Here is a 26,665-nt window from a genome sequence, read left to right on the forward strand (position 1 = left end):
CCCACTCCTTGTCCGTCAGCTGTCTCCGCGTCATACACACCGGACTACAGGACCCGCCCCCGAAGCGAGGGCGAATCCCGCAGATTGATCACGACTCGATACAGGCCCTAGGAGCGCCTTCGCCTCCGGGTGGAACGGCACGGGTGGGATCTTCTGGTCGTAGCGGCGTACGAAGCACTCTTCGAGCCCGGCCCGCGCGGCAAGCAGGTCGAAGTTGTGCTGGAGCACGGGGCCGACGAAGTGTCCGGCGTCGTGGAGGGCCTTGAGCGCGTGGTGGGCGGCCGTCGGTTCGGCGAGGAAGCTGACGCGGAACATCGTGACCAATTCGTCCGCCTTCACCGTGGCGTCGAGCAGCATCTCCCGTACGAGCGTGTCCTTCTGCGGGCTCAGGACGAAGGGGTGCGTCTGCTTCATGACGTTGTCGGTCCGCTCGGTGACCCGGTACGCCTGGTGCAGGAAGTGCAGCGGCGGCACACCGGCCTCCACGCTCGTGCCGCAGCCGATCTCGACCTGGAACGGCAGGTAGTTCTTCAGCTCGCTCAGGTCGTCGGCGTAGGTCGGATTGCCGCGCTCGTCCTTGATACGGATGCCGCCCGCCAGGACGTTCCACGGCATCTGCCGCACGTTGCGCGTCACCTCGAAGTCCTCGGAGAGGAAGACGACGTCGAGCGAGCAGAACCCGGCCGGCGTCTCCCGCGAGGCTCGCTCGTCCTGCGGGTGCGTGTCGTACGGGGTGACGGTGACCCGCAGGTCGCCCTTCGACCACAGGGCGTCGTCCACCTGCCGCCAGCCGCCCTGGAGGAGCCAGAAGCGCACGTTGCTGCGGTACTCGTCGATCTCGGCCTTCGGGCCAAGGACCGACGTGTACAGGTAGAGCTCCGCGAGAACGAGCCGCGGCACCGGGAACGTGTAGTCCAGGTCGTACCGGTAGCGGTAGTGCACGATGCGGCGGCGGCCCTGCTCGTTCTCGGACCAGCCGGACTGGACGGCATTCGCCGGGTCCTGAGTCCGACGCCAGATCCCCTCCTCGATCGCCCGGGGCCGTTCGTGTCCGGCGCCGGCGAAGTGCTTCTCCCAGGTGGCTACCTGGGCGTTGTCGAGCTGTTCGATCACGGGATAGGGAAGGAACATCTCGTCCTCCTAGTCAGCGGCGTTGGCGTAGCGCGTGTGCGTGCTTCCCGGCCGGGCGCGGCTGCCATACCGCCGCAACGCGGGCAGGCTGCTGCATGTTCGATTCGGTGGCCGCACCTGGCAGGGAAGTTGGAGCCCACCCCGTCCTGTGCATATGGGACAGGTCGTGTCTGGCAGCGGGCCGGGGCGGGAATCTGGAAAGCGGAACTATCTGCCCTGGCTTGATCAGGCATACGGCCAGGGCATTCCGGAGTACTAGCGGCCCCGGACCATAAACGCAGTGATCAAGACAGCGAGGAACCAAGAAACGCTGAGATAGGTGTAGAGGCCGTGCACCAGTACGGGGTGTTCCCGGCGCAGAGCCCTGAGCGCGGCGAAGCCGGTCCGGCCGTGTGACTGCGCCCGGAACCTAAAGAGCTTGATCTGCACAGACGACGGCTGGGCAGGGCGTTCCGAGTCGTCGTCCAAGAGCATGTCGAGAAGGGTGAGCGGCTCGTAGTCCTTGCGCCTAGCGCGATTCGCGCGAAGGCGGCAAAGGCTTTTCAGGACGTGCATGATCAGTCGGCTCCTTCTCGATTGTTCGGATCGCACGAACCAGGGCAGAGGGTCGGCGAAGGGACGTGCGGGCCACAGCGGCCGAACTGCCTTCTCCGTCGCAGCGGTCATGAGGGCGCCTCCGCGAGGACGGGCCGATGTGGGGCGACAACCTGCCCGTCCGGAAGCAGCTCGCCGGTGTCCTCGAAGAACAGCACGCCGTTGCACAGCAGGCTCCAGCCATGTTCCGGGTGATGCGCCGAACGACGCGCGGCCTCCCGGTCAGGAGCCTCAGCCGTCGGGCACGGCGGGGTGTGCGCACATGGTGCTCTTCCTCTCGGGTGCGGGCGGGAAGTTAGTCCCCTCTTCAGCGGGCTTCAGGGCCGTGGGGGAACGGTTCGGAGGTAGCTGAAGAGAGGGTCTCTGGGCGGTGCTCCACGAACGCGGCGGTCGAGTGGGGCCAGACCGCTCCCGCGTGGTGGGAGGACGGCGTGGTTTTCGGCCGCTTCTACGGCTACAGCAAGGCCGCCCCCACTCGGAGCATCTGCCAGTGGCTGGCTCCTCGGGGCTCCTGGCCGCCCGGCACGAGCTGACGTGTCCCGCAGAGGCAATCCGCGGGCGCCGCCGCCGTACGCCGGGAAGTCGTGTGCCGAAAGTCCGATCAGGCGGACGCCGGTCGTCGTTCCATGAAGTAGGCGAGGGCTTGAGCCCTGAGACGGTTGAGGCACGGCTCGCACGCGACGAACGGGGCGTGCTGCCCGTCCCACTGCACAGGGGCGAGCCAGATCACTCGCACGTCCGAGCGCCCGCACCCAAGCCAGCAGTCACCAGTGATCCATTGCCGCCCCACGGAAGACTCCCCCCGTTCTCGATAGCAGGGACGGTCGCTCGGCCGCCCGACAGTTGAGCGCTGCGCAGCCCCGGGACCGGAATGACAGACCCCGGTGGCGCGCTCCCCAAGCGTCAGGCCCTCGGGCGGACGACGTCCAGAAGTGGCGGGTGCGCTGCGGAGCGGTGGTATTCACTCGTCGCCCTTGAAGCGGAGTTCGGCCCAGACCTCTTTGGCCCATGGATGCCCGGCCGAGCCGTGCAAGTCGTAACCCCAACCGTCGGCGACGGCATCGATGAGGAACAGTCCGCGACCCGACTCGTCTTCGTCATCCGCCTGGCCGAGAGTGGGCAGGCACCACGGCGCCCGGTCCACGACCCCGATACGCACCCGGGTCCCGGTCGGCCGTCCGACTATCAGGCGGACCTCATGACACGGCGTGTGCCTGACGGTGTTCGCAATCAGCTCGGTGACAACCAACGCAGCACGGTCAGCGAGGTTGTCGAGGTGCCATACGCCGAGGACTTCCCGAACAAACCGGCGGCCGATCTCGGCCGTCGACGGCTCGCACGGAAAACTCTGGCTATAAGCGGGACGGCCGACGGAAGCGGCCAGAACAGACCTACTGAGACTCGTCATTGGGGTAGAGCCTTCGCGTTGTCTCGGCGCTCGGTCCTCCGCAGGAAAACGCCAGGGCCGACCGAGCCGTCAACAGCCGCCCGCACTCACGTGACGGCCGACCAACAACCAGATAACTCCGCCTCGCCACAGACCGGTTAGGGCAATCACGGGCCCCTCCCGCGGGATGACCTAGGGCGATTTGACCTTCTCTTTACCTGGCGAATGAGTGACGTGAGAGCTACCGTGCGTCAATGGACATCACGCGCAACACCACTCTTGCGGTGTGGATGGCCGAACACGGCTACAGCTCCAACAGCCTTGCTGATGCGGTGAACAGGGCCCTGGAGCACCTGACCGGAAGGGCCGGCGGGCTCGACGGCTCGTCGGTCCGAGCCTGGAAGGCAGGCCGGGTGACGTGGCCGAAGTCGGCAACCCGCAGAGCACTTGAAGACGTCACCGGCCTGCCCGCCACGGCTTTAGGGTTCGTGCCACGGAGACGCCCTCCGTCCACCCCAGCCGCACCGCAGCAGGAGGACCCCGACATGAAGCGCCGCACCCTCGTCGGTGGCCTTGCCGCGGCTGCCGCAGCGGCAGCAGCCGCCCCTGGCACCGCAACCCGCCGCATCGGCATGGGCGATGTCGACCGTCTTCAGCAGCGCTTCGCCGAGATCGTCGCCAGCGACCACCGCCACGGCGGACAACTCGGCATCGAGCAGCAGGCCACCGCGCTCGCCGAGGAAGCACTGAACCTCCAGCACGCGGGCAGCGCCTCCCAGCGCGTACGCAGCAGCCTGTATGCCTCCGCAGCCGCGTTCCGCTCCTCGGCCATGTGGGCCGCCATCGACGGCCGCCGCTACGACGTCGCGAAGGCCCACATGCGCGAGGCCCAGGCCCTAGCCGAGATGTCAGGCGACCAGGCGATCAAGTTCCGCATCTGGAGTCACGCGGGCACCATGTACCGGCACATGGGCCGACCCGCCGACGCGATCGCCGCCAACGATGTCGCCCGCAACCTGCACCTCACCCGCCGCGACCCCCTGTTCGCCTCCCTCGGCCTTGCCCGACAGGGGGCCATCCACGGCACCGCGCAGAACCGCGCCGGCACCCACCGTGCGTTCGACCAAGCGCAGGAAGCCATGCTGCGTGCAGACCCCGCCGACTACCGGCCGGTGTGGATGCGCGCCTTCTACGACCAGGCCGAACTGGACTCCCTGGCCCTCTCCGCGCACTTGGCGCTCGGTGACCACCCGACCGCCGAGTTCCACGCCCACCGCTGCCTGTCCGCGTTGCGACCCCACATGGTCCGTTCCCGGGCCATCGCCACGACCCGCCTCGCCCACGCCCAGCTCGCACAGGGCGCGCCCGACGCCGCCACGGCCACCGCGATGAAGGTCCCCACCGACGCCGCCACCCGTCACGCCCGCGTGGCACGCATGCTGCAAGAGTTCGGAGCCGCGCTGCGCGCCACCGCCCCGGGCAGCTCCACCGTGCAGACCTGGAACGAGCACGCCGCCCTCTGGAGGACTCCCGCATGACCACTGCGCCCGCCATCGAACTCCGCACGTTCACCACCCTCGACACGGTTCGCGGCGATCTCCTCGACGTATACGCCGACGTACGCGCCCCACTCCTCCACCTGCCAAACTACGCGATCACGGCCTTCGGCGAACGACTGGACCGCCATGGCACCGAGCCCGGCTTCGCAGCCGTACTCGCGTACGCAGACGGACACCCGGTCGGCTACGCCTACGGCACCACCATCGAGCACGGCGACCGCTACTGGCAGCGCACCAGCCCAGAGCCGACGGCAAAGTACACCGAGCGTCCGACCGTATCCCTGAAGGAAATCGGCGTCCGGCCAGCCTGGCGAAAGACCGGCACAGCCCGGCGCATCCACGACACCTTCCTCACCACCCGCGAGGAGCCGTACGTCACCCTCATGGTCAACCCGGCCGCCGGCGACGGAAAGGTCCACGCCCTCTACCAGTCATGGGGCTACGAAGACATCGGCCAAAGCCAACCGTCGCCAGCCTCGCCGGCCCTCACCGTGATGATTCGCGCCACCCGCTGACCGCCGACAATCAGCTAGGGCAAGCTGGGTGGCGGTGATGTGGTCGACGGCGGTGTTGGATCCCGCAGAAGGTGCCCTCCGCCTGGACGACAGAACCCCTCAGCAAGGTTCATCGTCCCAGGACAGCAAGGCCGCTTTCGCGCTTCCGTCCCAAACCCGGCCGTACACGAGCGAAACAGCGAGGCTAAGCGCAATACCGGTAACTTATGGCTTTGATGTGTGTTTGACCCGTTTGGGTTTGGTGGCACCGACGATGGTGAAGGCCGGAACGCGTGGGCGGTCTGTAACTCGGTGGGCAGCGCGTTTGAGGGGCCAGCCGGCGACTTTGCGTTTGATGACGCGGGGGTTGGCCCGGCGGCGTCGCCGTGGCAGGAGACGTTCGAGGAGTTCAGTGTGGGTGGCTTTGATCGCGCGGGTGAGCCTGCCGGGGGGAAAATGCCGCCTGGTCGGTGACCTGGCGGCGCACGACGCGCAGTGAGCGGGTGAAGGAGATCCGGTCAGGGTCGTGGTCGGCTTGCTGTGCGGCCTGGTGCATCAGGTGCCGGATGGCGTGGTGGACGAGGAGGAAGCCGTAGAGTTCCTGTTCGGCTCCGTCGGGGTGCTGCGAACGCAGTACCAGGTGGGAACCGCCGAGGTGGGTTTTGATCTCATCGAGGGTGGATTCGAACTCCCATCGCTGGGCGTAGAGTTCGGCCAGTTCTGCGGCCGGGGCCTTGACCGGGTCAAGGATTGTGGTGATGAGCCGGTAGATACCCTCGTGGTCGGCAATGGTGTACTCCACCGCGCGTACCGGCACCCCGCGGCGGGTGTGGTGGATGTCGCTGCGATCGAAGATCTCCGTGAGATATGAGCCGTCCGACAGCTGCTCGACCACCGGCAATACCAGATCTTTGCGGACTCGCCACAGCAGGTCCGCGCCCGTGGCCGCGGCTGTGCACCACAGGTCTACGCCGTAGAAGCCACGGTCGGCCAGCAGCAACATCCCAGGTCGCAGGGACACCAGGACCGCCCAGGCCAAAGCCTGCTCTCCCGTGCGCAGAGCACCGATCGCAGCACCGAAAACGGCGTGGGTGCCGCACTCCACCAGACCGACCATGCGGATCTGCGGGTAACCGACGTTCTGTTCCCCACGCCCGGATCGCGGCGGACGGCCGAACGCCTCCACGTTCGCTTCCGTGTCCGGCAGGTCAGACGTGGTGCCGTCGACCGCGGTCAGACGCCAGTCACGGTAGAAGGCGCCCTGCGTGTCCGGGGTGGCAACCGGACGGCACACCCGTGCAAACAGCTGCTCCAACGGGGCTACCCCCAACCGGGACCTGGCTTTCCAGATCGCCGCCGTACTCGGCACCACCCACGAGGAACGCCAACTCCGCGCACCCTGCAAACCCATAGTCAGGAGCCGCGCGACCTCCTCGTAGCTCTGCCCCGAGAACAAGCACATCGCCAACACGAAGTAGACCATCAGCCGCGCCGGCAACAGCCGGTTCCGCTGCTGCACCCGTCCCGTCTCCGCCAGCACCTCGTCCACCAGCGACCGAGGAAACGCCTGCGTCAGCACCCCGACCGCGACCCGGTCCGACAACCGCTCACCAGATGACTTCAGTTGACCCACTCTTGCCACGCCAACAACAACGACCGGATTGCCCATAAGTTACCGGTATTGAGGCTAAGTGGGTACCAGATCGCCCAGCGCCCCACGAAGGGCCCTCACCACCACGGGGCCAGCTTCGGCTACCTGACGCAGGTCATCGCCCTTCATGTATCGGTAGCTCTGCGGAGGATGGAAAGTTCCCTTGGTCCGCAACGCTCTGAGCGTTACCGGCTCGTTGAAGGACACGGGATCTGCCAGCGTGAGGCCACTCGCCTGAGCGGCGCCGCTCATGTAGGCGTCGTACTCACGTCGAGTGATTCCCGTCTGAGTGCGGTGAGCCGACCAGACCTCCTTAGGAGAGGCCACGTGAACTGAGGCAATGCGCGCCATGCCCACCAGGGCCATGGTGGGCGCTGTCGCATAGAGCAGGACTGTCGTTCCGGGAGCCGCGGCGACGCGTTGGCGGCGGACCTCCACCGTCTTACTCCCGGCCAGGATCGCGGTGGCGAAGCGCGGGTGGACGGACAGCAACATCGCGCGTTCCGGATCGTTCACGTCTTTCGGTGCCCCTCTTTGTAGACAGCCTGGAACAGCTCGCTCTTGATCTTCGACAGCGAGATCAACGAGTTCGACGACCAAGGTAGCCCCAGTTCCCTAGCCAGCGAGGTCAACCGCCGTAGCGTTACCGGCTCGGGGAAGATCTCGGTGTCCGAGAACCTCAGCGCCATAGCGCGACCAGAGGCATCAGCGGCTCCGAGTACCTCAGCTCGACCATATACGCCTAGGTGTTCGAATTTTGAGAAGAGGCTGTCTGGCGTGTCGATGAGCACCTCGTCCAGCCGCGAACTGCCCACGATCATCTGACTTTCCACGCCGGAAGGGCCCTCGCTGACGTACCAGAGGAGACGACCGGGAACGCTCTCACCTCGGTGCCCTGAGGTTCGGTAATAGACATGCTCCCTGCTGATTCCCAGCACCTGGCTGCGCGGTAGAAGCATGGCCGGGAAGTTGAACAGTTCGGTGGACCAACGCGGTTTGATCGGCACCAGAAAGGACGGTAGCCCGGAGTCGATGATCTTCGCCGGCCACCAGGCGCGTTCCACCACAGCGGCCACCTCGGCAGGCATCCCCTTCTGCAGCGTGGTTGCCTCCAAGGTCAGCTCGCGAGCGAGCGCGCCGGTCACTGCCTCGACCTGAGCTGTCGTGCCGCACACATTCACCAGCAGAGCCACGAGCCCACCGTCGTGCTCGAAGAAGCCGTCGTCCCCAGCGGCTGCCTTGGCGACCATGGAGGGATGCGGATCGGTGATCCGTATCATCTCCGCGCCGAATTCGCGCCCAAGGCGCTTGAGTAGAAAGAGTAGTTGCCTGGCCAGGGTCTCTTCGAGTGCGTGCTCCGCAGTGCGGAGCACGGGGACAATCAGCGTCCGCCCGTCCAGTGCCAACGCATAGAGAGCGACCGGGCGACCCTCCCCATCCCGAAGCAGCTCGCGCCGCCATGCGACGGAGTCTGCAGTCAGGGAGCGCAAGCGTTCAGCGAAGGCTGATCCGTCGTCACCGCCGGACTGATCGAAGAAGGCGACTAGTTCATCCTCCGTGCGTGAGGACACCTCCGCGGACCGGAAGTCCGTACCCATCAGGTCTGCCGGGCGGTACACCTGGGCCTGCCGAAGCTCCTCCACGTGCAGCGTCACAGTGGACGGCGTCACTACACGGACCCTGGCAACCTCCCAAGCGACGTCCGTCAGGCGGGACAGGAGGGGGTTTCGCGTGACTAACACCCGGAGCCGGCGCACGACGTCTCAGCGACGTACTGCGCGCAACGACGCAGTGCTCCGTCGTTAGGGAGGTCGGGGAGCGACTCCCACGCCGCGCGTAGCAGCTCAGTCGTCCGTTCAGCCACGGCTGCGGGGGCGGGAGTGAGCTGACGCAGTCCGGGCAGCGCCGCTCTCTGATGCTGGCGCTCGGCCGTGTCGGCGATATCGCGGATCTGATGGACGAGTTGGGGTGTGTAGGCGAGCTCAACAAGGTCTGTTAGCCACCCCGCTTCCAGCGCGCGGGATTCCTCTACGTCGGTTGTGTAGGTGAGTCCGCGGAGATCAGCGAACACCGCGTGGTCGATCGCCACCACCAGCAGGGCTTCGCTCTCTACCTCCGTGAATAGGTTGGGGTGCCCGAGATCCAGCCACCATCCGTCGAGGATCTCTCCATCTCGACCGCGGCCTCGTACCTCGCCATGTGGGACGAATCCCAAACTTGTCCACATGGCACTGAGGTTGTAGTCACGACGGCACTTGGCCTTGACGCCGAGCCGTTGTGGATACCGCTCCTTGATCTCCTCCACCAACCGCCGGGCAACGCTCCTGCCACGCTGCTCTTCCGCCACGCACAGGTGGGCCAAGCGGATGTGGGCGCTCCTTTTCGGGAGCCCGAACAGTGCATAGCCGATCACCTCTTCCGCTTCAATCGCTACCAGCAGCCCACCATCTTCCGCCGCCTTGTAGTACGCCGGAGGTTTCAGGAGCCCCAATGTCTTGGTGTAGCGATTGCCCAGCGTGATGACCTTGTCGATCAGATCGTTCTGTGCAGGCGCAACCGACAGCAACTTGATCGCCACTACTCCCCCTCCAGAAGGGCCGACCGAAACTGGCCTCAAACTCCCCAGTACGTATGGGACAAGCTGATCGCAGTGGAAGCCGTCCCTCAAGGGGGCACCGAGGGCGCATGGTGCTGTAGCGGTAGCCCCAACGCGGCTGTTGGCGTAGCGAATCCGATCGGTTTGACTTCGGCACCGTGTCGTCGGGTAGAGCGTGTTGTCAGCGTGGCGCCTCTTGATCAATGATTTTCATTGCGCTCTCTTCCCACCCGAGGCGACGGAGGCCCGGGTGACTGCACCCACCCGGGTCTTGCATAGGTCGTAGACCAGTTCATCTGGATGCGCCGTGACCCTTGCTAACCGCCAGGCATCGCTGACGGTAAGCGGAGGCACGTGCCTCAATCGGATGGCCACGGCCCGCACGCTCGTAATGGGGGCAAGTACCGCTCGAATCAGAACCAATCGTGCCCATCGCTGCTGCCTCACCTCATGCCGGGGTCATACCATTGCCGAAGCCATCCGGATCGACGTACAACCGCAACGTCTCCTTGAGCGCTGCCACTGCGGCACCCTGGCGAATAACGACTGCTTCCAGGGATGCACTTCGTGCCTCCGCATTTGCTGCTCGCGCCTCAGCGTCCGCTTTGGCCCTCTCCAACTTCTCAAGCCGAGCAGCCATGCGCTCTGGGGTCGACGGTCCAGACCCAGGCCGCGGCGCCGGGATTCCACGCTTCTCCCTACGGCTCTTCACCCAGTTCTGGACAGTCTGCCGCGGTACTTCGCATTCGTCGGCGACCTCTCGGATGGTGCGAGCACCGTCGATCACCTGATCGGCGAGCGTCTCACGCTCGGCAGCGGTGAATCTGGAGTTAGTGGTCACTTAGTTCCCCTCGTATCAGTCAGGACACTAGAGGAACGTGATCCACCCGAGGGGAGACACTAACCAAACCGCCCGTTCATGCGATTGTGTGAACCTTCACCCGCATAGCTGACTTCTGGTAACGTCCGCCTCCGCGCCCACCGCAGTAAGCGCGACCAGGACCTGCCGGTCCACGGCCTCCGGCAACTGCCGACTCCCGGCATCCACTGCGAGCTACACGAGTACGTGGTCCTGCGATCCTGCGGTCCCACGCTCCGGATGCTGTTCTGCTTGTCCACTCACGAAGTTGATGTCCTGGCGTGCTGGCATGCGCGAGCGAACGGGACTCCAAATCCTTCGCGCACGCACACTCCACTGTGGCCATGGGTGCGAAGTCCCTCGCCAAATAGGCCAAGGCCACCCGAGTCGTCTTCGTAACCGCCCCTGCCGCGGTCCAGCCCCACCCCAGCCCTTCAGTGCGGTACGCCAGGGGCAGAAGCGGTCAGTCCAACCGGATCCAGCACGGCTCGCATGCCCAAGTAACACCTGGTCGGAGCCCTACGGAGTTCCTGGGCGCCGTTGATTCCCAAGCTCAGAGCGCGAGTTCGATTCTCGTCACCCGCTCCACGACAAAGGCCCAGGGCATTGACCGGGGCCTTTCTTGTCGTCTAGACCGTTACGGGGCCGCGTGCCATTCGCGTGCCCCATCTACCGGCGAGGTCACTACGTCGGTGCACCATGTGACCGCTCGGGCTGCTGCGGGAGAACAGGCTCCCGGCAGCCACCCGTGCGTCTACGAGGGAGTCCTACGGCTTCGCGTGGATCAAGGACAGGACCCGTTCCGTGTCGGTCAGGTCCTCAATGACGTGGTCAGCTCCCGCTGCTGACAGAGCCTGGACTGAGGTCGTGCCCGAGGCAACGCCGATGACCCGCGCTCCGCCCTCCTGCCCGGTACGGACGTCTTGAAGGGAGTCGCCGATGATGACGGTGTTCTCGTGGGTGAAGGGATGCCCGTAAGCCTTCTCGGCTCTGTCCTGGGCGATGCGGACCAACGCCGGGCGGTGGGAGTCATCGGAGGCATATCCTCCGACGGCCATGTCGACGTGATCGACAAGGCCGAAGGTGGACAGTTTGACCTCGGCGTTCTCTTTCAGGTTCCCGGTCACGATCGTCGCAACGAGCTGCTGATCCAGGTGCACCGCCCTGAGCGCCTCGACAGCTCCGGGCATCAGACGCCCGTCACGGCGCAACTCCGCCCGGTGACACCGCAGTTCGCCAGGAAGGCGGTCAACCATCAGCCGTGAGAGGTGATCGATTTCCGACGCGGGAACGTCGTTGGCCGAGAGGAGTTCCCGTACGGCCAGGGGCATGGTGACCCCGGTTCCTCTGGCTGGAAGAGCCGTCGCGGTTCGGCCGACCAAGGCGTGGAAGACCTCGCGATAGACCAGGCGATCGGTTTCGCCGACATAGAGCAGGGTCCGGTCAATGTCCCAGAGGACGAGGATCATGCGCACGCTCGCTCCCTCAGCAGTTCTCCGCCATGTTCGATGAAGGACCGGGCAGCCCCCGCGTCGCCAAACCGACGGGCCTCGTGAAGCATTGAGTGCAGGTGCTCGTTCAGCCGGGCGGACTGGACCCCGTTCACCATCGTCAGGACTTCTTCCCCGATCGCACAACCGGCATCGGCATCGGCATCGAGTAATTGTCAAGACCTGTGGATGGGAGCCGCGCCGACCCAGCGGTGGTAGGCGTCTACGTCGACGTTGCTGCCGCACACGATGGTGACGACGTGTCGGCCGGCGAAGCGGTCACGGTCTTCGAGGATCGCCGCGATGCCGAGCGCGGCCGAAGGTTCGACGACGAGGCCGGCGCGGTCAAGGAGCATCCGCATACCGGCGATGATCGACGCCTCCTTGACCAGGACGGCGTCGTCAGCGACCAGGAGGAGGTCGTCCAGGACGGCCGGGATGGGATGTCGGCCGGCGACGCCGTCGGCGATGGTGTCGGTCGAGTCGGTGGTGACGACACGTCGCTGGCGCCACGAGTGTGTCAGCGCCGGTGCGCCCAGCGGCTGGACGCAGATCACCTCGACGTCGGGCGCCAAGGCCTTCACAACATGACCCACGCCGGTAGCCAGCGCCCCGCCGCCGAGAGCGATCAGGACGGTGTCGAACGACGGCGCGGTGTCCACCAGTTCCAGGCCGATGGTCGCCGCGCCCTCGCAGGTCTCGATGTCCAGGCTGTCTTCGACCAGCCGGATGCCGTCGTTCCCTGCGATGGCCGCCGCCCGCTCGCGAGCCAGCTCGTGGTCGCCGTCCACCAGCTCCAACCCGGCGTCCAATGCGCGGATGCGATCAAGCTTGGCCCGAGTCGCAAAGCGGGATGCCACAACTGTGACATCGAGCCCCCGGCCGCGACCGGACCACGCGAGGGCTTGGCCAAGGTTGCCCGCGCTCGCGCACACCACGGCTCGCGAGGCGTTGTCGGCCAGCAGGCTCGCGACTACCTCGGTGCCGCGGGCCTTGAAGCTGCGGACCGGGTTCGCCGTTTCGAGCTTGATGCTCACCGTGCACCCGAGGTCGGGCTCCAGCGCCTCGCAGCGGTACAGCGGAGTGTCGAGAAAGACCGGGTCGATCACCCGGCGAGCCGCCCGGATCCGAGCAGTGTCGAGACGCGTCTCCTGCACGAACAGCAGCGTAGCGCCATCGGTGCGCTGGTCCCATGAGCAACTGTCAGGATTTGCATGTCGGTTGAGGTGTGTCACGCTGCGGCGGGTTCCTCGGGGCGTTCGACCAGGTGACCGTTCTCGAAGCGGGCGCCGTTGCGGACGAGGGCGACGAGGTGAGGTGCGGTGATCGCGCGCCAGCGGGCCTGGGCGGACTCGACGAGCTTGAACACCATCGCCAGGGCCGCGGCCGGGCTGCCGGCCCCGCGGGTGACCTTGGTCCTCAGCTTCTCGGTGCTGAAAGTGGACTCGATGGGATTTGTCGTGCGCAGGTGCACCCCGTGCTCGGCGGGGAAGTCTTAGAACGCGAGGAGTTTGTCGGCCTCGTCGGTGACCTTCTTGGTCGCTTTCGGCCACTTCGCTGCGTAGGCGCGCTCGAAGTCCTTGATCGCCTTCTCGGCGTGGTCATGGTCCTCGGCGTTGTAGATCTCCTGCAGGGCCTTCTTCGCACCGGGCTGAGCCGACTTCGGTAGCGCGTTCATGACATTGCGGACCTTGTGAACCCAGCACCTCTGGTGTCTGGCCTGCGGAAACACCTCCGCGAGGGCCCTCCACAGGCCCATCGCGCCGTCACCGACGACGAGTTCGGGGTCGCGCATGCCGCGTCGGCGGCAGTCACGCAGCAGATCCGCCCACGACTCGGTCAATTCACGCAGCCCCTCGGCCAGCGCGATGAGTTCCTCGCGGCCGTCGGGGCGCACGCCCATGAGGACCAGGACGCAGGAGTGGGCCTGGCCGAGGCGGACCTTGGGGTGGACGCCGTTGGCCCACACATAGACGTAGTCGGAATCCGACAGGTCGCGGGCCTGGAAGGCGGTGTGGTCGTCGGTCCACTGCTTCGTCGGCCGGGTTACCATCGCCGGCGAGATGCCGGCCGAGGACCCAGGAACTGCTCCATCGCGGGCACGAAATCTCCGGAGGACAGTCCGTGGAGGTAGAGCAGGGGCAGGACCTCGCTGATCTTCGGGGACCTGCGGCACCACGGCGCGAGGATCTTCGAGGAGAACCGCTTGCGCTCCCCGGTCTCCACGTCGACGCGTTTGTCGTTCACGCGGGGCGCCTTCACCGCGACCGGCCCGGCGGCGGTGGTCACCGTCCGTTCGCGATGACGGCCATTGCGGACCACCAGACGGCGGCCGACCTCGTCCCGCTCACCAGCCAACTCGGCTATGTACTGGTTGGCTTCGGCCTCCAGGGCCGCGGCGGGCATCCTCGCGGACGATGTCGTCCATCAGAGATCCGGTGTCGGTGGTTCCGTCGTTGTTGACTACGCTGAGCACCGGCGTGCCTTCCCAACCCGCGGTGCTACTCGGTGACCATCAATCGATCACTCGGGAAGGTACGCCCTCCGCGTTTCGCGAGGCACCCCTCCCGAGGCCGATCCACAGGTCTTGAGCATTGCTCCTTCCTGCGCGGCCGCGACGGGCCGGCGCCGTGGTCACGGCCATGTTGTCCGTCCGGTGCGCGTGGCGTGGGAGGGCGATGGTCATGTGTGCGCCTCGCACGGGTGGGGTGTTACGCGTCGAACTCGCCGCGCCAGGCGAAGTCGAGGAGGGCCTCGGGGAGGTAACCGGACTCGATCTCGACCGGGATACCGTTGGCCTTTGCCAGGCAGGCGACCGCCAGCGGAGCGAGAGCCACGATCCCCAGGATGTTCTGGGTGCGGTCCTCGTCCGCGGTCCAGTACTCCTTGTGCCAGCGGACGGCGTCGGCCAGGGCCTCGTTGAAGCCGGCGGCATCGTTGCGCAGGTAGCGGTAGAGCATCATGATCGGCGGGTAACGGAGCTTGGCCATGGTCTCCGCGTCGAGGACGCGGGCCTGCTCCGGAGCGCTCAGGTCCACGGCGCGCACCAGATGCGTGCGCAGGTCGTCACGGCGGAGCCAGAAGCTCTGAAGGGTCTCCACCCACGCGTAGGCGTACTCGTCCAGCGTGCCGCCGAAGTCGCGCAGCAGCGACACCGGGACCCGCGCCAGCATGTCGAGGCGGTCTGCTTCACGGCAGATGACCGCGAGGTAGAAGGCGTCGAGCCAGGTACTCGCGTTGAGGTAGGTCTGTGGCCCGGTGGCGGCGAGGTGGCGATCCTCCTGGCGGATCTTGCAGGTGACCACTTCCCGGTCGGGAACGGCGGCGGCGAAGACAGCCGAATGCACCTGCATGGCCAGCAGCCAGGACTCCCAGGTCTCCAGCATGCCGGCACTGGGGTCCCCGGCGCAGCGGACCAGGGCGACGTTCAGCGAATCCATGACCGCCTCTGACCTGGAGGTGTGCGAGGTATCGATCTTCTTCAGCGAATCGGACAGTTGCTCCTCCATGACGGGAACTACCGCCGCCATCGGGTCTTTCGGGTAGTCCTGGCGCAGCACGATCACGAAAATTGTCCCCTTTTTCAGATCTTGAAGAATTCGAGGGCCCCGGCGTACTTGGCGCCGCCGTGCTGACCTCCACCATGGCGTACTCCAGGTTGCCGCCCGCCCAGGGCCGTCCTGAGCTCCTTGGCAAGGTCCGCGTTCGCCCATACCTTGCCCGAGGCATCGGTCACCTGCAGCATCCGCCGACGCTGTATCTCGGCGATGATGGTCCACGGGTACGGCTCGGTGCCCTGCTTCGCCATGAAGCCTTCGGCCGGACCGACGCCCTTGCGCCACAAGAGGCCGGAGGAGGGCGCCTTCGCCTTGATGATCATCAGCTTGCCGTCCGGACGTCGATACATCTGGTCGAACAAGCTGGAGCCGTTGGGAGCCTCCGACAGCAGCGGCTCCACTGAGCCGGCGAACCTCTCCGGCACGACGTGCAGGCCCGCCGCGGCCTTGTGCGCCCGCTCGGCGTTGGCGAGTTCCACCCAGGCCCTGCGGTCCTTGGCGACCTACTCAAGGTGAGCGATCGCGGGAAGGGTTTCGTTGCGGCCCAGTTCCTCACGGCCGAACCTCGTCTCAACACCCGCTACCGGGCCGCATACGCCTGGGCGAGGATGGTGCTCGGCGGCGGCGGAGTGACCGACCTGTTGGAACCGTACGGCTTCGGCGCGAAGAGCCTGATGCTCAATCTGACTCCTGTGGGAGAAAGTCGTCCGCCGGATGGCCGTCTACACAGCGGCCAGTCTCGGCGGCAGTGCGGCGCGCCTGGAGGAAGGGGCCATCCACACGCACGGAGGGTTCCAGGACAGGACCCTGCCGTTCAAGCCTCCCAGTGAACGGCTCGCCCCGGTACAGCACGCGATGCCCCGGCTCCCCGTCGATATCCGGGGCATCCACGTCGTCGCGAGGCGCCGCGCTCGTCACGCAGTCCGGCTTATGTGGGGAATTCGCCGCACCAGTTGCCGGCGAGGAGGGCGGCCGGCAGGTATTCGGACTCGACCTCGATCGGAATGCCCTCGTTCTGGGCGAAGCAGGCCATGGCGAGCGGAGCGAGGGCGACGAGACCCGAGACCCGGGCCGCCCGACCCTCGTCGGTCCAGTACTCCTTGTGCCACTCCAGAGCTGCCGCGAGGGCGCGATTGAAGCCGGCATGGTCCCCGCGGACGACACGGTGGAACATCTCCATCGGCGGATACATCAACTTGCCCGCGGCGTCCGGATGGGTGGCGACCGCCGGGTCCGTGCCGTCGATCGCGGCCACCAGCTTCGCGCTGAGGCCTTCACCACCGAGCCAGTAGGTCTGCAACGTGTCGATCCAGGCGTACTCAAACGCGTCGAACTGAGCGCTGTTGTCACGGAGCAGCGACAGCGGCACCCGGCACAGGGCCGTGATCCTGTCCCGCTCCCGGCACACCACAGCCAGGCAGAAGGCGGTCAGCCAGGTACCAGGCGTCACGTACTGCTGCGGGCCGGTGGCCCGGAGCGTACGGTCCTCGTGTGCGATCCGGCACCGCACCTGACCCTCGGCCGCGGCCGCGGCCGCGAACACGGCCGAACCGACCTGCATGGCGTTCACCCAGGCATCCCACGTGGGAAAGATCGCCCCCCGCGGATCCGTCAGGCAATGCACCTTGGCCACCATGAGCGTGGTGTCCAAGGCTTCGCCCAGACCAGTCGAATCCGCCTCCAGACCACCGACCCACCCCTCCGCACTCTCCTTGAGCACGGCGAGCGCCGCTTCCGCGTTCTCTGTGGGGAAGGGATGACGGGGGATGACCGAAACCAAGGCGTTTCTCCTAAAAGAGCTTGAAGTCTTTGAGTACGGCTCCAGCATACGTACCGGTGTTTTCGGAGGCCTGGACGAGGACGTAACGCAGTGTCTTGTCCTTGATGGCGTCCTCGATCTCCTTGATGTACTTGGCCTCGCCCGGTGATTCGATGACGCGATCCCTCATGTCAGCCACGATGGTGCGGACGTAATCGAGGCTTCCCTGCTTCACCATGAACGTGCCGCCGCTGGGATGGCCATTGCTTTGGCGCCAAAGCAATGTCCCGTTGGGGCTCTTGGCCTCGACGATGATGAGGTTGCCGTCCTTGCCACGCCAGAGCTGGTCGAAACTCCTCGAGCCGTTCGCCGTCTCCGGTAGGTCGATTAGTTCGTGAGCTCCTTCGAACTCCACCTGCCGGAGCATGTGCCGGCGGGCGGCTTCCTCGCCGAGGGCCTCACCGAGCTTGCTGTTGTTCGCGGCGCCCTCGCCGATCGCGTTGAAGTTCTCCTGCGCGTGCGCCAACTCGTAGGCGTTGTCGAAGCTGGGGTTCTGCTCGAAGGCCTTCTCCCACTGGGTCAGCTCCATGCCAGCCATGCGCTTGGCCGCGACCTTGTCCAGGTGCTTGAGGTCATCGGGCGCGGCTGTGGACCGACCTCTTTCCAAGGTGTCGAGGTGGAATCCTCCCGGGTGCGCGTACGGAATCGAGGACGCGGCCATCCAGCCGCCGCCCGGCTTCTCGACCAGTTTCGGCAGGAGCTGGCCATCGACCAGTTCCTCCGTACTGTTCCGGTAGCCGGGCCCCCACTTGTCGTAGTGCTCGGCCCGCCAGATGGGGTCCTCGTTGGCCAGCCGGACGTGTTCGCGGGTGATCGCTGCGCTTTCGGCGGGCGTCCGATCCTTGGCCGGAACCTCACGGGCGGCCTCGTACTCCGCGTGGTGGGCCGCGCGGGTCGCCTCGTCAAGGGGTGCCGACGGCGAAGGACCGTGGGGGTCCGTTCCGCCGGGACCACCAGGGTGGGAACCGCCCGAGCCGAGGCCGTCGGGGTGGCCGACCGGTGAGAGGTCGCCGGGGTGGGTGCCCGAGCTCGGCCCGTCGGGGTGGGAACCCCCCGAGCCTGGGCCGTCCGGGTGAGAGCCGCCCGTGGAGGGGCTGTCGGGCCGGCCGGCCGGGGACGGATCGCCGTGGCCGCCGCGTGGGGGCTGGTTCAGGTCGTTGCGCGGCATGTTGTCCGGGGCGTGGCCACCAGAGGTGTGGTCGCCCGCGCGGCCCGCAGGGCTGTTGTCGAAGCCGTGGGCGCCTCCGTGGGCGCCGTTGTCCGCCGCGTGGACCGGGTCGGAGATGTCAGAACCGACGCGGATGACGTCGTCGCCGCCTCGGGCGCCGACTCCCGCCAGGACCGGGGCCTCCTGGCGGACCGGGGCCTCCGTCCTGGGGGTGTTCGCGCCCGTGTCGGGCTTCGGGGACGGCTCCGGCCTGGCCTCGTCGGCCTTCTGGTAGAGGCTGCCGTCCTCCTTGTAGAGGTTGCCCGCCTCGTCGGCGTACTTCGCGGGGCCGTCGAAAGGCCACTTGACCGTGCCCGGGGGGAGGGAGGTGGTGCCCTCGGGGAGCTTGATGGTGTCGTCGGAGACCTTGATGGCCCCCTCGGGTATTGGGACATCCTTGGGCAGCCGAATCGTTCCGTCAGGCAGTTCCATCGCGCCCTCGGGCAGGCTGAACACACCCTCGTCGATCCTGGGAATCTCGATCTTCCCCATGCCCTTCAGACCGGCCATCACATCACCGATCTTCGAGACACCGACCCCGGCACCCTTGAACACATACGTCATCGGATCGATCGCACGACCCACCTTGCCCGCGACGGAAATCGCCTTCGCCACAAGCCCCGCCTTGCCCGCACCCGCCGCCGCACCACCGGCGCCACCGGTGAATACCGTCGTCAACACGTTGAACGTGACCGCACCCGCCGCGCGGGAAGGGTTCGAACCCCACTGATCCCACGCAAGAAGCGCCTTGCCGGTCTCCTTCATCGCCGTCCGCGAATCACGGATCCAGGCCGGCAAATCCTTGTCGTCCGTCATCCAGAACACCCCCGCCAACGGTGTCCCGGTGATCACCAGACCCGTCGCGAGCTTCCCCAGCCCCGTCCACGCCTGCCCCGCCGCGTCCCAGCCGTCGAAGCCGACCAGCGTCCCCAGACCCTTGATCGTGCCCCACACGCCGTCAACGATCAGACCCTTGCCGAAGTCATAGACGTGCTCCCACACCTGCCACGCGGGAACCGACTCCTCCACCGCGTCACCCCACGGCAAGGACTTCGCCTGCTTGAGAGCCTCGGCGTCATAGCCGTACATGCCCTTGCCGTTGGAGCCGTCGTTCACCTTCAGCGGCGTACCGCCCACCAACGCCACGATCTTGTCGTGTGCGTGCCGCTCCGCCGCCTGGAACTGCGTCCACACCTCGGCGATCTTGTTCCGCCGATCAAGGTTCTCATCAATGAGATCCCCGTCCTCGATCCAGTCCTCATCGTGCGAGACCTTCGACTGGAACGACGCCGCCTCCGCCTTCAGCTCCTCCAGCTTCTTCACCAGAGGCCGGATCTCCTGCGAGTAGGTGCCCAAGGCCCCCGCGATGGTGCACATGTCGCCGCTGAACGACAGCGTGATGTCCGCGACCGGCTTGGTCACCGCGAACAACTGCTCCGCCTCGGGCGCCTGGTAATACGCCGACATCCCACCGAACGTCGTGTGGACCGACGAGCCGGCGTTCGCCAACGCGCCGCCGTCCGCCGACAACGCCGTCACCTTCTCGTCCAGCACCGACAACTGGCCGGTGAAAACAGGCACTTCGGCGGGATCGACCGGTGCATTGCTCACTTGGCGCCTCCCGAGGCGTCCTTCAAAAGATCCAGGCGCACGTTCTTCGCCGCGTCCTGGGCCTCCTTGGCTGATTCCAGGTCACCTTGGAGGTACTCGTTCGTCGCCTTGGCCGCGCCCAGGAGCGAGGCCTGGACGCGGTCCACCACGGACTTGAGGTCCGTCTGCCGCTTCTCCAGGTACTGGCTGAGCGCCGCGCCCACCGGGCCCGTGCTGCCCCGGTGCGACAAGGGCACCTGCCCTGTCGCCACCGGCCCCTGCATGGCGGGTGAGGGCACCGTGGCCGCCGAACCCGGAATCGCCGTACCGGCCGCGTACGCCGCCTCCGACATGTCCGACATCAGCTTGTTCAGTGCCGTCTCCAGATCGCCCGCCCGCTCACCCGTGAGCTTGAGCTGGCTCTGCACACCCTGCGGCTTGATGTCCCACGACGTCATGGCTCCCCCCGAAGCTCCTACAACCCACTCAGCCGATGTTGTCGACTGCTGCCTTGGCGCGCGCCAGCGTCTGCTGCGCCGTCGCGTCGTTCTTCTCCAGCGTCGTCTTGAGCAGCCGGATGATGTTCTTCACCTCTTGCGAGGCGTTCTTCCAACGCAGTTCCTTGGCGTGGTAATCGTCCGCCACACCGTCCGCCGCGAAGTCCGACATCGCCGCGCTCACCTGCGCCTCGCGCGCCGCGATCACCTGCTCCAACTGGCCGATGACCACTTGGATGTTGCCCTGCGCCTCGGTCGACGCACCCATGTCGTAGGACCGACGGTCCGTGTCACCGGCCATCACACATCACACTCCCCGTGTGGTTGAAAGGTTCTGAAGAGGATCAGCGGCCGGAGAACCGGGCCGCGTCGAAGTTGCCCGCGCCCATCTGCGTGCGCGCGTTGTCGCCCTGCTCCTGGTCGCCGGTCCCGAAGGCCTGCTCCATGCCGGACTGGCCGCCCAGGATGGCCGACAGCGAGGCGTTCAGTTCCTTCGTGATCCCGTCCGACCGCAACTTGAACGAGTCGAACGCGACCTTGCCCTGGCCATTGAACTTGCCCTCCAGGGGCTGCGCCGCGTTGATCAACTGCTGGATCAGCGTTCCCAGGTCAGTACTTGAGTTCCGCGACCCCGACATCAGGCTCGTCAGAACCTGCGTCCCCATGTCGAACTTCATCCCACTCCCCCGCACACTCGGTTGATCACAAGTATGTTCATTTCTATCAACTCACATCGCTGGTGCAACCAGCAACCACGTTGCTGTGACAAAGGCCTGACAAACCCGCGGTCCTGCCGTCACTCGCCCTTCAGGTGCCGCACCAACCGCTCGAAGTCGCTCCATCCCGCAAGGTCCGAAGGATCCCCCGGGAACGGGTAGTACAGCGCCGGGCGGGTCTTCGGTCCCAGTGTGACCGGCCGCACTGACAGCGGTGTGCGCCGTGCGCGGTCGCCCGGCATCGCCCGGACCTCCTCGGAGCCCAGGACAAACGCCAACGGCACACCGGGGCCCTCGAAGCGGGCCGGTACCGCCAGGTCACGGCGTGCTTTGCGGAGCTGTACGAGCATGGAGCGCAGGGGGTGGCGGGTGGCGAGCGCCTCCGCGAGCCGCGGCAGCGCGTCCAACGGCGGTTCCTCGTGGGCCCCGTAGCCGAAGGCGAGCGTGACGTCCTCCTCCACGCCCGCCTTCGTACGGGTCACCCGGACGCCGGCGACGCCCGGCCGCGCCGGGCTCCCGACGACCACGAACCAACTTGGCTCGGGCGACCGCGCATGGGCGACATCGGTCAACCGCGCCGGGGACCAGGGCAGGTTGGCGGGTTCGGCGGTCGCCCAGCCGACCGGTGCCTCGCCGGAGAGCTCTCGCCAGACCGTCTCCAGGGCGCCGCCGAGTACCAGCCGCTCGTCGGCCGGGTGGACCGTCCGGAAGGAGACGGCCAGTTGGCGTTCGCCGGTGTCCGCGAACTCCCGGAACGAGGCCGCGACCGGGGTGCGCGGATCGTCCTCGGTCGCGTCCGGCTGGACGACCGTCGCGAACATGCCCTCCTGCCAGCGCAGCACGGCGCCCGATCGGCCGTCGTAGTAGCCGTCCCGTTCGTCCTGCACGACCCAGCGCGAGGGCCAGCCGGGCAGAGCGTCGCGTACTGCGGGCGTGAGGGTGCTGCTCGCCGGGCTGACGATCTGAAGTCCGCGCTCCGAGGCGGCGGCGGCCCGGAAGGCATCCGAGAGCCAGGCCGTCATCGCGACCACCGGCCGGTCCATGATGACTACGGCGACCTTGTCCGTCAGGACGTCCACCGCGGGTTGCGCGGCGGCCGGTGCGGGGGCGACACCCACGTCCTCGGACGGGACCACGGCCACGGAGAGCGCGGCCTCCGGTGGCCAGGCCGTGCCGCCGGTCAGCGCTGCGACCCGGGCCGCGAAGGTGCCCGCCAGCCGCTCGGCCTCCGCGACGCCGGTGGTGGCGCGGGCCTCGGTCCACCAGAACGGCACCGGTGGCTCCACGGCCCCGAACAGCCGCGCGGCCTCGCCGGGGACCTGTACGAGCATGGGCGCCTCGACGGCCACCAGAGGCCGGCCCTGCGCGTCACAGAGCTGTACGACGGCGCCCTCGCCAGTGGTGTCCACCAGCTTGTCCGGACCGCCGGAGAGCAGCCCCGCGAGCACGCTCCAGGCGTCGGGCATCCGCGGAGTGAGGGCTATGACGTCCTTGGTCATGGGGTCGTACGGTCCTTAGTGGTCTGGCGGTTTCGTCACTCGGGCGTGCACACGGTCTGGATCAGGCGGTTGGTCTGCCCACGCCGGACGAACACACCGCGTCCGGCGGGCTGCTGCGAGGCGTACACGCCGGGGAAGAGCTGGCCCTCGCCGCGGTCGCCCGCCATCACCACGGCCGAGGCCCCCGATTCGCGCAGCCCCTGCACCAGCGGCTCGTACATGCCGCGCGAGGCCCCGGCGACTCGGCGGGTCAGCACGAAGTGCAGACCGATGTCGACCGCCGACGGGATGTACGGCAGGAAAGGAGCGAGCGGCGACTGCCCGGCGGTGGTGAGTACGTCGTAGTCGTCCACGAGGACCACGATCCGGGGACCGCCGCCCCAGCTGCCGGGTTCCAGGTCGTCCAGGGGGACGCTGCCGTCGGGCATCCGCCGTTCCAGCTCAGTGGCGATGCCCGCGGCCAGTCCCGCGCACATCTTGGCGTTGTACGCGTAGCCCCCGTTGAACTCCTCGGGGATCGCTCCGCGCAGGGCGCGGCGCGGGTCCATGATGGCGAAAACCAGCTCCTCCTCGCCGTACCGCTCGATGAGTCCGGCCGCGATGGTCTTCAGCAGGTTCGTCTTGCCGCATTCGCTGTCGCCCATGACCAGCAGGTGCTGGTCATGGGCGAAGAGGTCCAGCAGTACGGGTGCCAGTGCCGTCTGGTCGAGGCCGATCGGTACCCGGCGGGGTTCGGCGGCGAGTCCGGGCAGCAGGTGCGGCTCCACGACGTGCGGCAGTACCCGTACCGGCTGAGCGGCCTCTCCGCTCCAGGTGGCGCGTACCTGGCGGGCCGTGCGTTCCAGTACGCCGCCCAGCTCGGCCTGGTCGGCGAGGCCGTCCGTGCGAGGCAGCGCGACCTGTGCGAACAGCTTCCCGTCGGTGAGGACCCGGCCGGGCTCGTCGGGCGAGAGCGTCTCGGCCAGCTTGCGCTCGATGCTGGACTCGCCGGGGTCGTTGAGGCGCAACTCGACCCGGGTGCCGAAGTTCGACTGGGCGGCGATGCGGACATCGTTCCAGCGGAGCATGCCCGCGACGACGTGGATGCCGTAGCCGCCGCCGCGCTTGAGGATGTCCACGACGGCGTCGTCGAGTACCTCGAAGTCATCGCGCAGCGCGCCGAAGCCGTCGATGACGAGGACGATCTCGGCCGAGGCCAGTTGCGGCAGCCGGCCCGCGGCGTGCAGGGTGCGCAACTGCTCGACGGAGTCGATGCCGTGGTCGCGGAAGAGCTCCTCGCGGGTGGCGAGCATGTTCCGTACCTCTTCGACGGTACGGGCCGCGCGCTCGCGGTCGGCACGGCCGGCGATGCCGCCGACCTGCGGCAGACCGGACAGAGCCTGGAGGCCTCCTCCGACCAGGTCGAGGCCGTAGACGCCGACCTCGCGCGGGGTGTGGGTCAGTGCGAGAGAGAGGACGAGGGTGCGCAGCAGCGTGGTCTTGCCGGACTGCGGTCCGCCGATGACGGCAGCGTGGCCGCCCGCGACGGTCAGGTCGAGGTACCACTCGCCCTGCCACTGCTTCGTCGGGTCGTCGAGCAGGCCGAGTGGCACGGTGAGCCGACCGCGCCGCTTGGCGAGTTGCATCCCGCGCGGGCCGACGTCCAGCGGGCCGGCGACCGTGTCCAGCGCGATCGCGGTGGGCAGCGGCGGCAGCCAAATCCTGCGCACGGGCGCGGCGGCGTGCTCCAACTGTCCGACGATGACGCCCATCTCGGTGGGGCCGGTCTCGCGGCGCCGGGCGGAGGGCTCCTGCGGCCCCTGGTTCTCCAGGTCGGCGAGGGTGTTGAACGCCCTGTACTCCAGGGCGAGGGGACCGGTGTCCTCCTCCTCGGTCCGTCGGGCGGGCCCGCGGTAGCCGCCGGACACGTAGCTCGCTTTGAAACGCTCGTAGTGGCTGGTGTCGACCTTGAGGTAGCCGAAGCCGGGCAGCGGAGGGAGGTGGAAGGCATCGGTGGTGTCCAGGACTGTGCGGGACTCGTCGGCGGAGAAGGTGCGCAGGCCCAACCGATAGGAGAGATAGGTGTCCAGGCCCCTGAGCTTGCCTCCCTCGATACGCTGGCTGGACAGCAGCAGGTGCACGCCGATGGAACGGCCGATCCGGCCGATGGACAGGAAGAGGTCGATGAAATCGGGCTTGGCGGTGAGCAGTTCGCCGAACTCGTCGATGACGACGAACAGGTGCGGCAGCGGCTCCAGGTCGGGCCGCCGGTCGGCGCGCAGCGCGGCGTAGTCGCCGATGTCGGCGACGTTGCCCGCTTCCTTGAGGACCTGTTGGCGGCGCTTGACCTCGCCCGCGAGGGAGGCGTGGACGCGCTCGACGAGACCGGCCTGGTTCTCCAAGTTGGTGATGACACCGGCGACATGCGGCAGATCCGCGAACGGGGCGAAGGTCGCGCCGCCCTTGTAGTCGATGAGGACGAGCGCGAGGTCCTCCGGCGGATGCGTGGCGACCAGGGCGAGCACGAGGGTGCGCAGCAGTTCGGACTTGCCGGAGCCGGTGGCGCCGACGCACAGCCCGTGCGGGCCCATGCCCAGCTCGGAGGACTCCTTCAGGTCGAGCAGGACCGGCTCGCGGGAGTCGCTGACTCCGATGGGCACGCGCAGGAAGGCGCGCTCGCCGCGCGGCGCCCACAGTCGGTCGAGGTCGAGGCGGGCCACGTCGTCGATGCCGAGCAGGTCGGCGAAGTCGACGGGTCCGGACAGCGGGGCGTCGATCAGGGACTCGGCGGACAGCCGCAGCGGCGCGAGCATCCGAGCCAGGCCCTCGGCGAAGGGGATGCCGACCTCGTCCACTGTGCCGTGGGCGCTGATCGGCTCTTCCTGGCGCAGGTCCTCGATGAGGACCCGGTCTCCCTCGACGGTGATCCGTACGCCGACGTGGCCGGGCTCTTGGATCCGCTGGTCGAGCAGGTGCAGGACGGTGACGCCCATCTCGCGCAGGCCGACGGCCTCGTCCGGGCGCGGCAGCTCGACGGCGTCCTCACCGTGTCCGTCGGCGACGACGAGCAGCCGGGAGGTCATTGACAGGGCGTCCTTGCCGGACAGGCCACGACGGACTTCGGCGGCGTAGGAAGCACGACGGCGCAGTTCGGGGCCGAGTCGGCGGGCGAGCTGCGCCGCCGAGGGGGCGATCCGGCGGGCGGCGACGGGGCCGTCGAGCTGCTCGGTGTCGAGCAGATGGGGCATCCACTTGGCCCATTCCCAGTCGTCGAGCCGGTCGCCGGGCACGGCCAGGGCGATGGCGACGTCGTCGGGTGCGTGGGCGGCGGCGGTCTGCACCATCAGGGCGCGGGCGACGCGCAGGCAGTCCTCGCGGGGACCGATGACGGAGACGTTGCCGACGCGGTCGAGGGGGACGGTGAGAGGGAGTTCGGTGCCGTCGCGGAACCGGGTGGTCAGGGCCGAGGCCTCGTTGAGCATGAAGAGGTCGGGCGGGGTGAGGACGGTGGAGCCCTGGTCCGCGATCCGCAGGTCGCGTACGGGCATCTCGCCGGTTCCGACTCGCACGCGCAGGAAGTCGGCGTCGACACGGCGGCGCTCCCACAGCCGGGCCGGGTCGCGCACGATGTCGTAGAGCGCGTGGGGCGGCGGGTTGAGCACGCCGGCGCGCTCCCCTCGTTCGCGTTCCTCGGTGGCGAGTTCCTCGCGGAGGTCCTCCAGGTAGGCGAGATACGCCTCGCGCTGGGTCCGGCGGGTGCGCTGGGCCTTGCCGCGCTGGGAGAAGACGAGTCCGACGGAACCGATGACGGTGACGACGAGGATGAGTGCGCCGAGGCCGGCGAACTGGCTGTTGCGGACGACCGTCATCATCACGACGGACGACATGACACCGGCCACGGGCAGCAGCGACATCGCGATGTTGCCCGCCTTGCCCTCGGGCAGATTCGGCGGTGCCTCTATGACGCGCGCCTCGGTGGCGGCGGGCGGCCTGACCGTCCGGGCCGGGCGGTGGATCAGTCGGGTGCTCATCTTCGTCGT

At 67.5% G+C, this 26,665-nt stretch carries 22 protein-coding genes and 2 pseudogenes; 3 read left to right on the forward strand and 21 right to left on the reverse strand.

Going from position 1 to position 26,665, the window contains the following annotated elements; all coding sequences use genetic code 11:
• Positions 1 to 30: 30 nt before the first annotated feature.
• From ACIP6N_RS10210 to ACIP6N_RS10220, 3 genes are all read right to left on the reverse strand, one after another.
• On the reverse strand, positions 31 to 1,131 hold the full coding sequence (locus tag ACIP6N_RS10210) for a hypothetical protein (RefSeq protein ID WP_401814440.1): 1,101 nt from the start codon (positions 1,129 to 1,131) through the stop codon (positions 31 to 33).
• A gap of 255 nt (positions 1,132 to 1,386) precedes the next feature.
• The gene (locus ACIP6N_RS10215) at positions 1,387 to 1,686 is read right to left on the reverse strand and encodes a hypothetical protein (RefSeq protein ID WP_401814441.1); all 300 of its coding nucleotides are present in this window, start codon (positions 1,684 to 1,686) and stop codon (positions 1,387 to 1,389) included.
• Positions 1,687 to 1,793: 107 nt separating this feature from the next.
• Complete coding sequence (locus ACIP6N_RS10220) at positions 1,794 to 2,036, reverse strand: DUF5999 family protein (protein ID WP_401815205.1); 243 nt, start codon at positions 2,034 to 2,036, stop codon at positions 1,794 to 1,796.
• 57 nt (positions 2,037 to 2,093) lie between these two features.
• On the opposite strand from ACIP6N_RS10220, the pseudogene ACIP6N_RS10225 reads away from it, so the two are divergent.
• Positions 2,094 to 2,258 (forward strand): annotated as a pseudogene (locus ACIP6N_RS10225) (hypothetical protein); the annotation flags it as partial.
• 428 nt (positions 2,259 to 2,686) lie between these two features.
• Here ACIP6N_RS10225 and ACIP6N_RS10230 read toward each other — a convergent pair.
• Positions 2,687 to 3,133, reverse strand: coding sequence for an ATP-binding protein (locus ACIP6N_RS10230; RefSeq protein WP_401814443.1), 447 nt, complete (start codon positions 3,131 to 3,133; stop codon positions 2,687 to 2,689).
• A gap of 233 nt (positions 3,134 to 3,366) precedes the next feature.
• On the opposite strand from ACIP6N_RS10230, the gene ACIP6N_RS10235 reads away from it, so the two are divergent.
• Positions 3,367 to 4,650 (forward strand): XRE family transcriptional regulator, encoded by a 1,284-nt coding sequence (locus ACIP6N_RS10235; RefSeq protein WP_401814445.1) that lies wholly within the window; start codon positions 3,367 to 3,369, stop codon positions 4,648 to 4,650.
• Complete coding sequence (locus ACIP6N_RS10240; protein ID WP_401814447.1) at positions 4,647 to 5,186, forward strand: GNAT family N-acetyltransferase; 540 nt, start codon at positions 4,647 to 4,649, stop codon at positions 5,184 to 5,186. Before ACIP6N_RS10235 ends, ACIP6N_RS10240 begins: the two co-directional genes overlap by 4 nt.
• Positions 5,187 to 5,574: 388 nt before the next feature.
• Here ACIP6N_RS10240 and ACIP6N_RS10245 read toward each other — a convergent pair whose 3' ends face one another.
• The 17 genes and pseudogenes from ACIP6N_RS10245 to eccCa all read right to left on the reverse strand — a co-directional run bounded on the left by ACIP6N_RS10245 (position 5,575) and on the right by eccCa (position 26,656).
• A complete protein-coding gene (locus ACIP6N_RS10245) occupies positions 5,575 to 6,834 on the reverse strand; it encodes an IS4 family transposase (RefSeq protein WP_401814449.1) in 1,260 nt (419 codons plus the stop codon).
• 18 nt (positions 6,835 to 6,852) lie between these two features.
• Positions 6,853 to 7,332, reverse strand: a complete 480-nt coding sequence (locus ACIP6N_RS10250; protein WP_401814450.1) for an ASCH domain-containing protein — start codon at positions 7,330 to 7,332, stop codon at positions 6,853 to 6,855.
• Positions 7,329 to 8,486: a hypothetical protein gene (locus ACIP6N_RS10255; protein ID WP_401814452.1), complete on the reverse strand. Its 1,158-nt coding sequence runs from the start codon at positions 8,484 to 8,486 to the stop codon at positions 7,329 to 7,331. The genes ACIP6N_RS10250 and ACIP6N_RS10255 overlap by 4 nt, the downstream gene beginning before the upstream one ends.
• A 65-nt stretch (positions 8,487 to 8,551) precedes the next feature.
• Positions 8,552 to 9,394: a GNAT family N-acetyltransferase gene (locus tag ACIP6N_RS10260; protein ID WP_401814453.1), complete on the reverse strand. Its 843-nt coding sequence runs from the start codon at positions 9,392 to 9,394 to the stop codon at positions 8,552 to 8,554.
• Between the two features lie 466 nt (positions 9,395 to 9,860).
• Positions 9,861 to 10,253 carry a transposase gene (locus tag ACIP6N_RS10265; RefSeq protein WP_401814454.1) on the reverse strand — a complete coding sequence of 131 codons (393 nt, stop codon included), beginning with the start codon at positions 10,251 to 10,253 and terminating at the stop codon, positions 9,861 to 9,863.
• A gap of 785 nt (positions 10,254 to 11,038) precedes the next feature.
• Positions 11,039 to 11,740 (reverse strand): HAD family hydrolase, encoded by a 702-nt coding sequence (locus tag ACIP6N_RS10270; RefSeq protein ID WP_401815207.1) that lies wholly within the window; start codon positions 11,738 to 11,740, stop codon positions 11,039 to 11,041.
• Between the two features lie 197 nt (positions 11,741 to 11,937).
• Positions 11,938 to 12,918, reverse strand: a complete 981-nt coding sequence (locus ACIP6N_RS10275) for a threonine/serine dehydratase (protein WP_401814456.1) — start codon at positions 12,916 to 12,918, stop codon at positions 11,938 to 11,940.
• 74 nt (positions 12,919 to 12,992) lie between these two features.
• Positions 12,993 to 14,237, reverse strand: a pseudogene (locus ACIP6N_RS10280) (IS256 family transposase).
• 235 nt (positions 14,238 to 14,472) lie between these two features.
• Complete coding sequence (locus ACIP6N_RS10285) at positions 14,473 to 15,327, reverse strand: immunity 49 family protein (RefSeq protein ID WP_401814458.1); 855 nt, start codon at positions 15,325 to 15,327, stop codon at positions 14,473 to 14,475.
• Positions 15,328 to 15,344: 17 nt separating this feature from the next.
• Positions 15,345 to 15,797: a hypothetical protein gene (locus tag ACIP6N_RS10290; protein WP_401814459.1), complete on the reverse strand. Its 453-nt coding sequence runs from the start codon at positions 15,795 to 15,797 to the stop codon at positions 15,345 to 15,347.
• 449 nt (positions 15,798 to 16,246) lie between these two features.
• Entirely contained in the window at positions 16,247 to 17,098 is an 852-nt protein-coding gene (locus tag ACIP6N_RS10295) for an immunity 49 family protein (RefSeq protein ID WP_401814461.1), read from the reverse strand.
• 10 nt (positions 17,099 to 17,108) lie between these two features.
• The gene (locus ACIP6N_RS10300) at positions 17,109 to 19,955 is read right to left on the reverse strand and encodes a hypothetical protein (RefSeq protein ID WP_401814463.1); all 2,847 of its coding nucleotides are present in this window, start codon (positions 19,953 to 19,955) and stop codon (positions 17,109 to 17,111) included.
• The gene (locus ACIP6N_RS10305; protein ID WP_401814465.1) at positions 19,952 to 20,392 is read right to left on the reverse strand and encodes a DUF6507 family protein; all 441 of its coding nucleotides are present in this window, start codon (positions 20,390 to 20,392) and stop codon (positions 19,952 to 19,954) included. The genes ACIP6N_RS10300 and ACIP6N_RS10305 overlap by 4 nt, the downstream gene beginning before the upstream one ends.
• A 28-nt stretch (positions 20,393 to 20,420) precedes the next feature.
• Positions 20,421 to 20,732 carry a pore-forming ESAT-6 family protein gene (locus ACIP6N_RS10310; RefSeq protein WP_401814466.1) on the reverse strand — a complete coding sequence of 104 codons (312 nt, stop codon included), beginning with the start codon at positions 20,730 to 20,732 and terminating at the stop codon, positions 20,421 to 20,423.
• A 43-nt stretch (positions 20,733 to 20,775) separates the two neighbouring features.
• Positions 20,776 to 21,108 (reverse strand): hypothetical protein, encoded by a 333-nt coding sequence (locus ACIP6N_RS10315; protein WP_401814468.1) that lies wholly within the window; start codon positions 21,106 to 21,108, stop codon positions 20,776 to 20,778.
• 119 nt (positions 21,109 to 21,227) lie between these two features.
• Positions 21,228 to 22,646, reverse strand: a complete 1,419-nt coding sequence (locus ACIP6N_RS10320) for a DUF6177 family protein (protein WP_401814470.1) — start codon at positions 22,644 to 22,646, stop codon at positions 21,228 to 21,230.
• 35 nt (positions 22,647 to 22,681) lie between these two features.
• Entirely contained in the window at positions 22,682 to 26,656 is a 3,975-nt protein-coding gene (eccCa, locus tag ACIP6N_RS10325) for a type VII secretion protein EccCa (protein WP_401814471.1), read from the reverse strand.
• Positions 26,657 to 26,665: the final 9 nt, after the last annotated feature.

Origin of the sequence: Streptomyces sp. NPDC088725 (assembly GCF_044751305.1) — a bacterium.
In the GTDB taxonomy this organism is placed as follows: Bacteria; Actinomycetota; Actinomycetes; order Streptomycetales; family Streptomycetaceae; genus Streptomyces.

Coding starts and splice junctions, on each gene's coding strand:
- ACIP6N_RS10210 (WP_401814440.1), bottom strand. CDS start 1,131: ATGTTCCTTCCCTATCCCGTGATCGAACAGCTCGACAACGCCCAGGTA.
- ACIP6N_RS10315 (WP_401814468.1), bottom strand. CDS start 21,108: ATGAAGTTCGACATGGGGACGCAGGTTCTGACGAGCCTGATGTCGGGG.
- ACIP6N_RS10320 (WP_401814470.1), bottom strand. CDS start 22,646: ATGACCAAGGACGTCATAGCCCTCACTCCGCGGATGCCCGACGCCTGG.
- ACIP6N_RS10270 (WP_401815207.1), bottom strand. CDS start 11,740: ATGATCCTCGTCCTCTGGGACATTGACCGGACCCTGCTCTATGTCGGC.
- ACIP6N_RS10245 (WP_401814449.1), bottom strand. CDS start 6,834: ATGGGCAATCCGGTCGTTGTTGTTGGCGTGGCAAGAGTGGGTCAACTG.
- ACIP6N_RS10235 (WP_401814445.1), top strand. CDS start 3,367: ATGGACATCACGCGCAACACCACTCTTGCGGTGTGGATGGCCGAACAC.
- ACIP6N_RS10240 (WP_401814447.1), top strand. CDS start 4,647: ATGACCACTGCGCCCGCCATCGAACTCCGCACGTTCACCACCCTCGAC.
- ACIP6N_RS10310 (WP_401814466.1), bottom strand. CDS start 20,732: ATGGCCGGTGACACGGACCGTCGGTCCTACGACATGGGTGCGTCGACC.
- eccCa (WP_401814471.1), bottom strand. CDS start 26,656: ATGAGCACCCGACTGATCCACCGCCCGGCCCGGACGGTCAGGCCGCCC.
- ACIP6N_RS10215 (WP_401814441.1), bottom strand. CDS start 1,686: ATGCACGTCCTGAAAAGCCTTTGCCGCCTTCGCGCGAATCGCGCTAGG.
- ACIP6N_RS10230 (WP_401814443.1), bottom strand. CDS start 3,133: ATGACGAGTCTCAGTAGGTCTGTTCTGGCCGCTTCCGTCGGCCGTCCC.
- ACIP6N_RS10305 (WP_401814465.1), bottom strand. CDS start 20,392: ATGACGTCGTGGGACATCAAGCCGCAGGGTGTGCAGAGCCAGCTCAAG.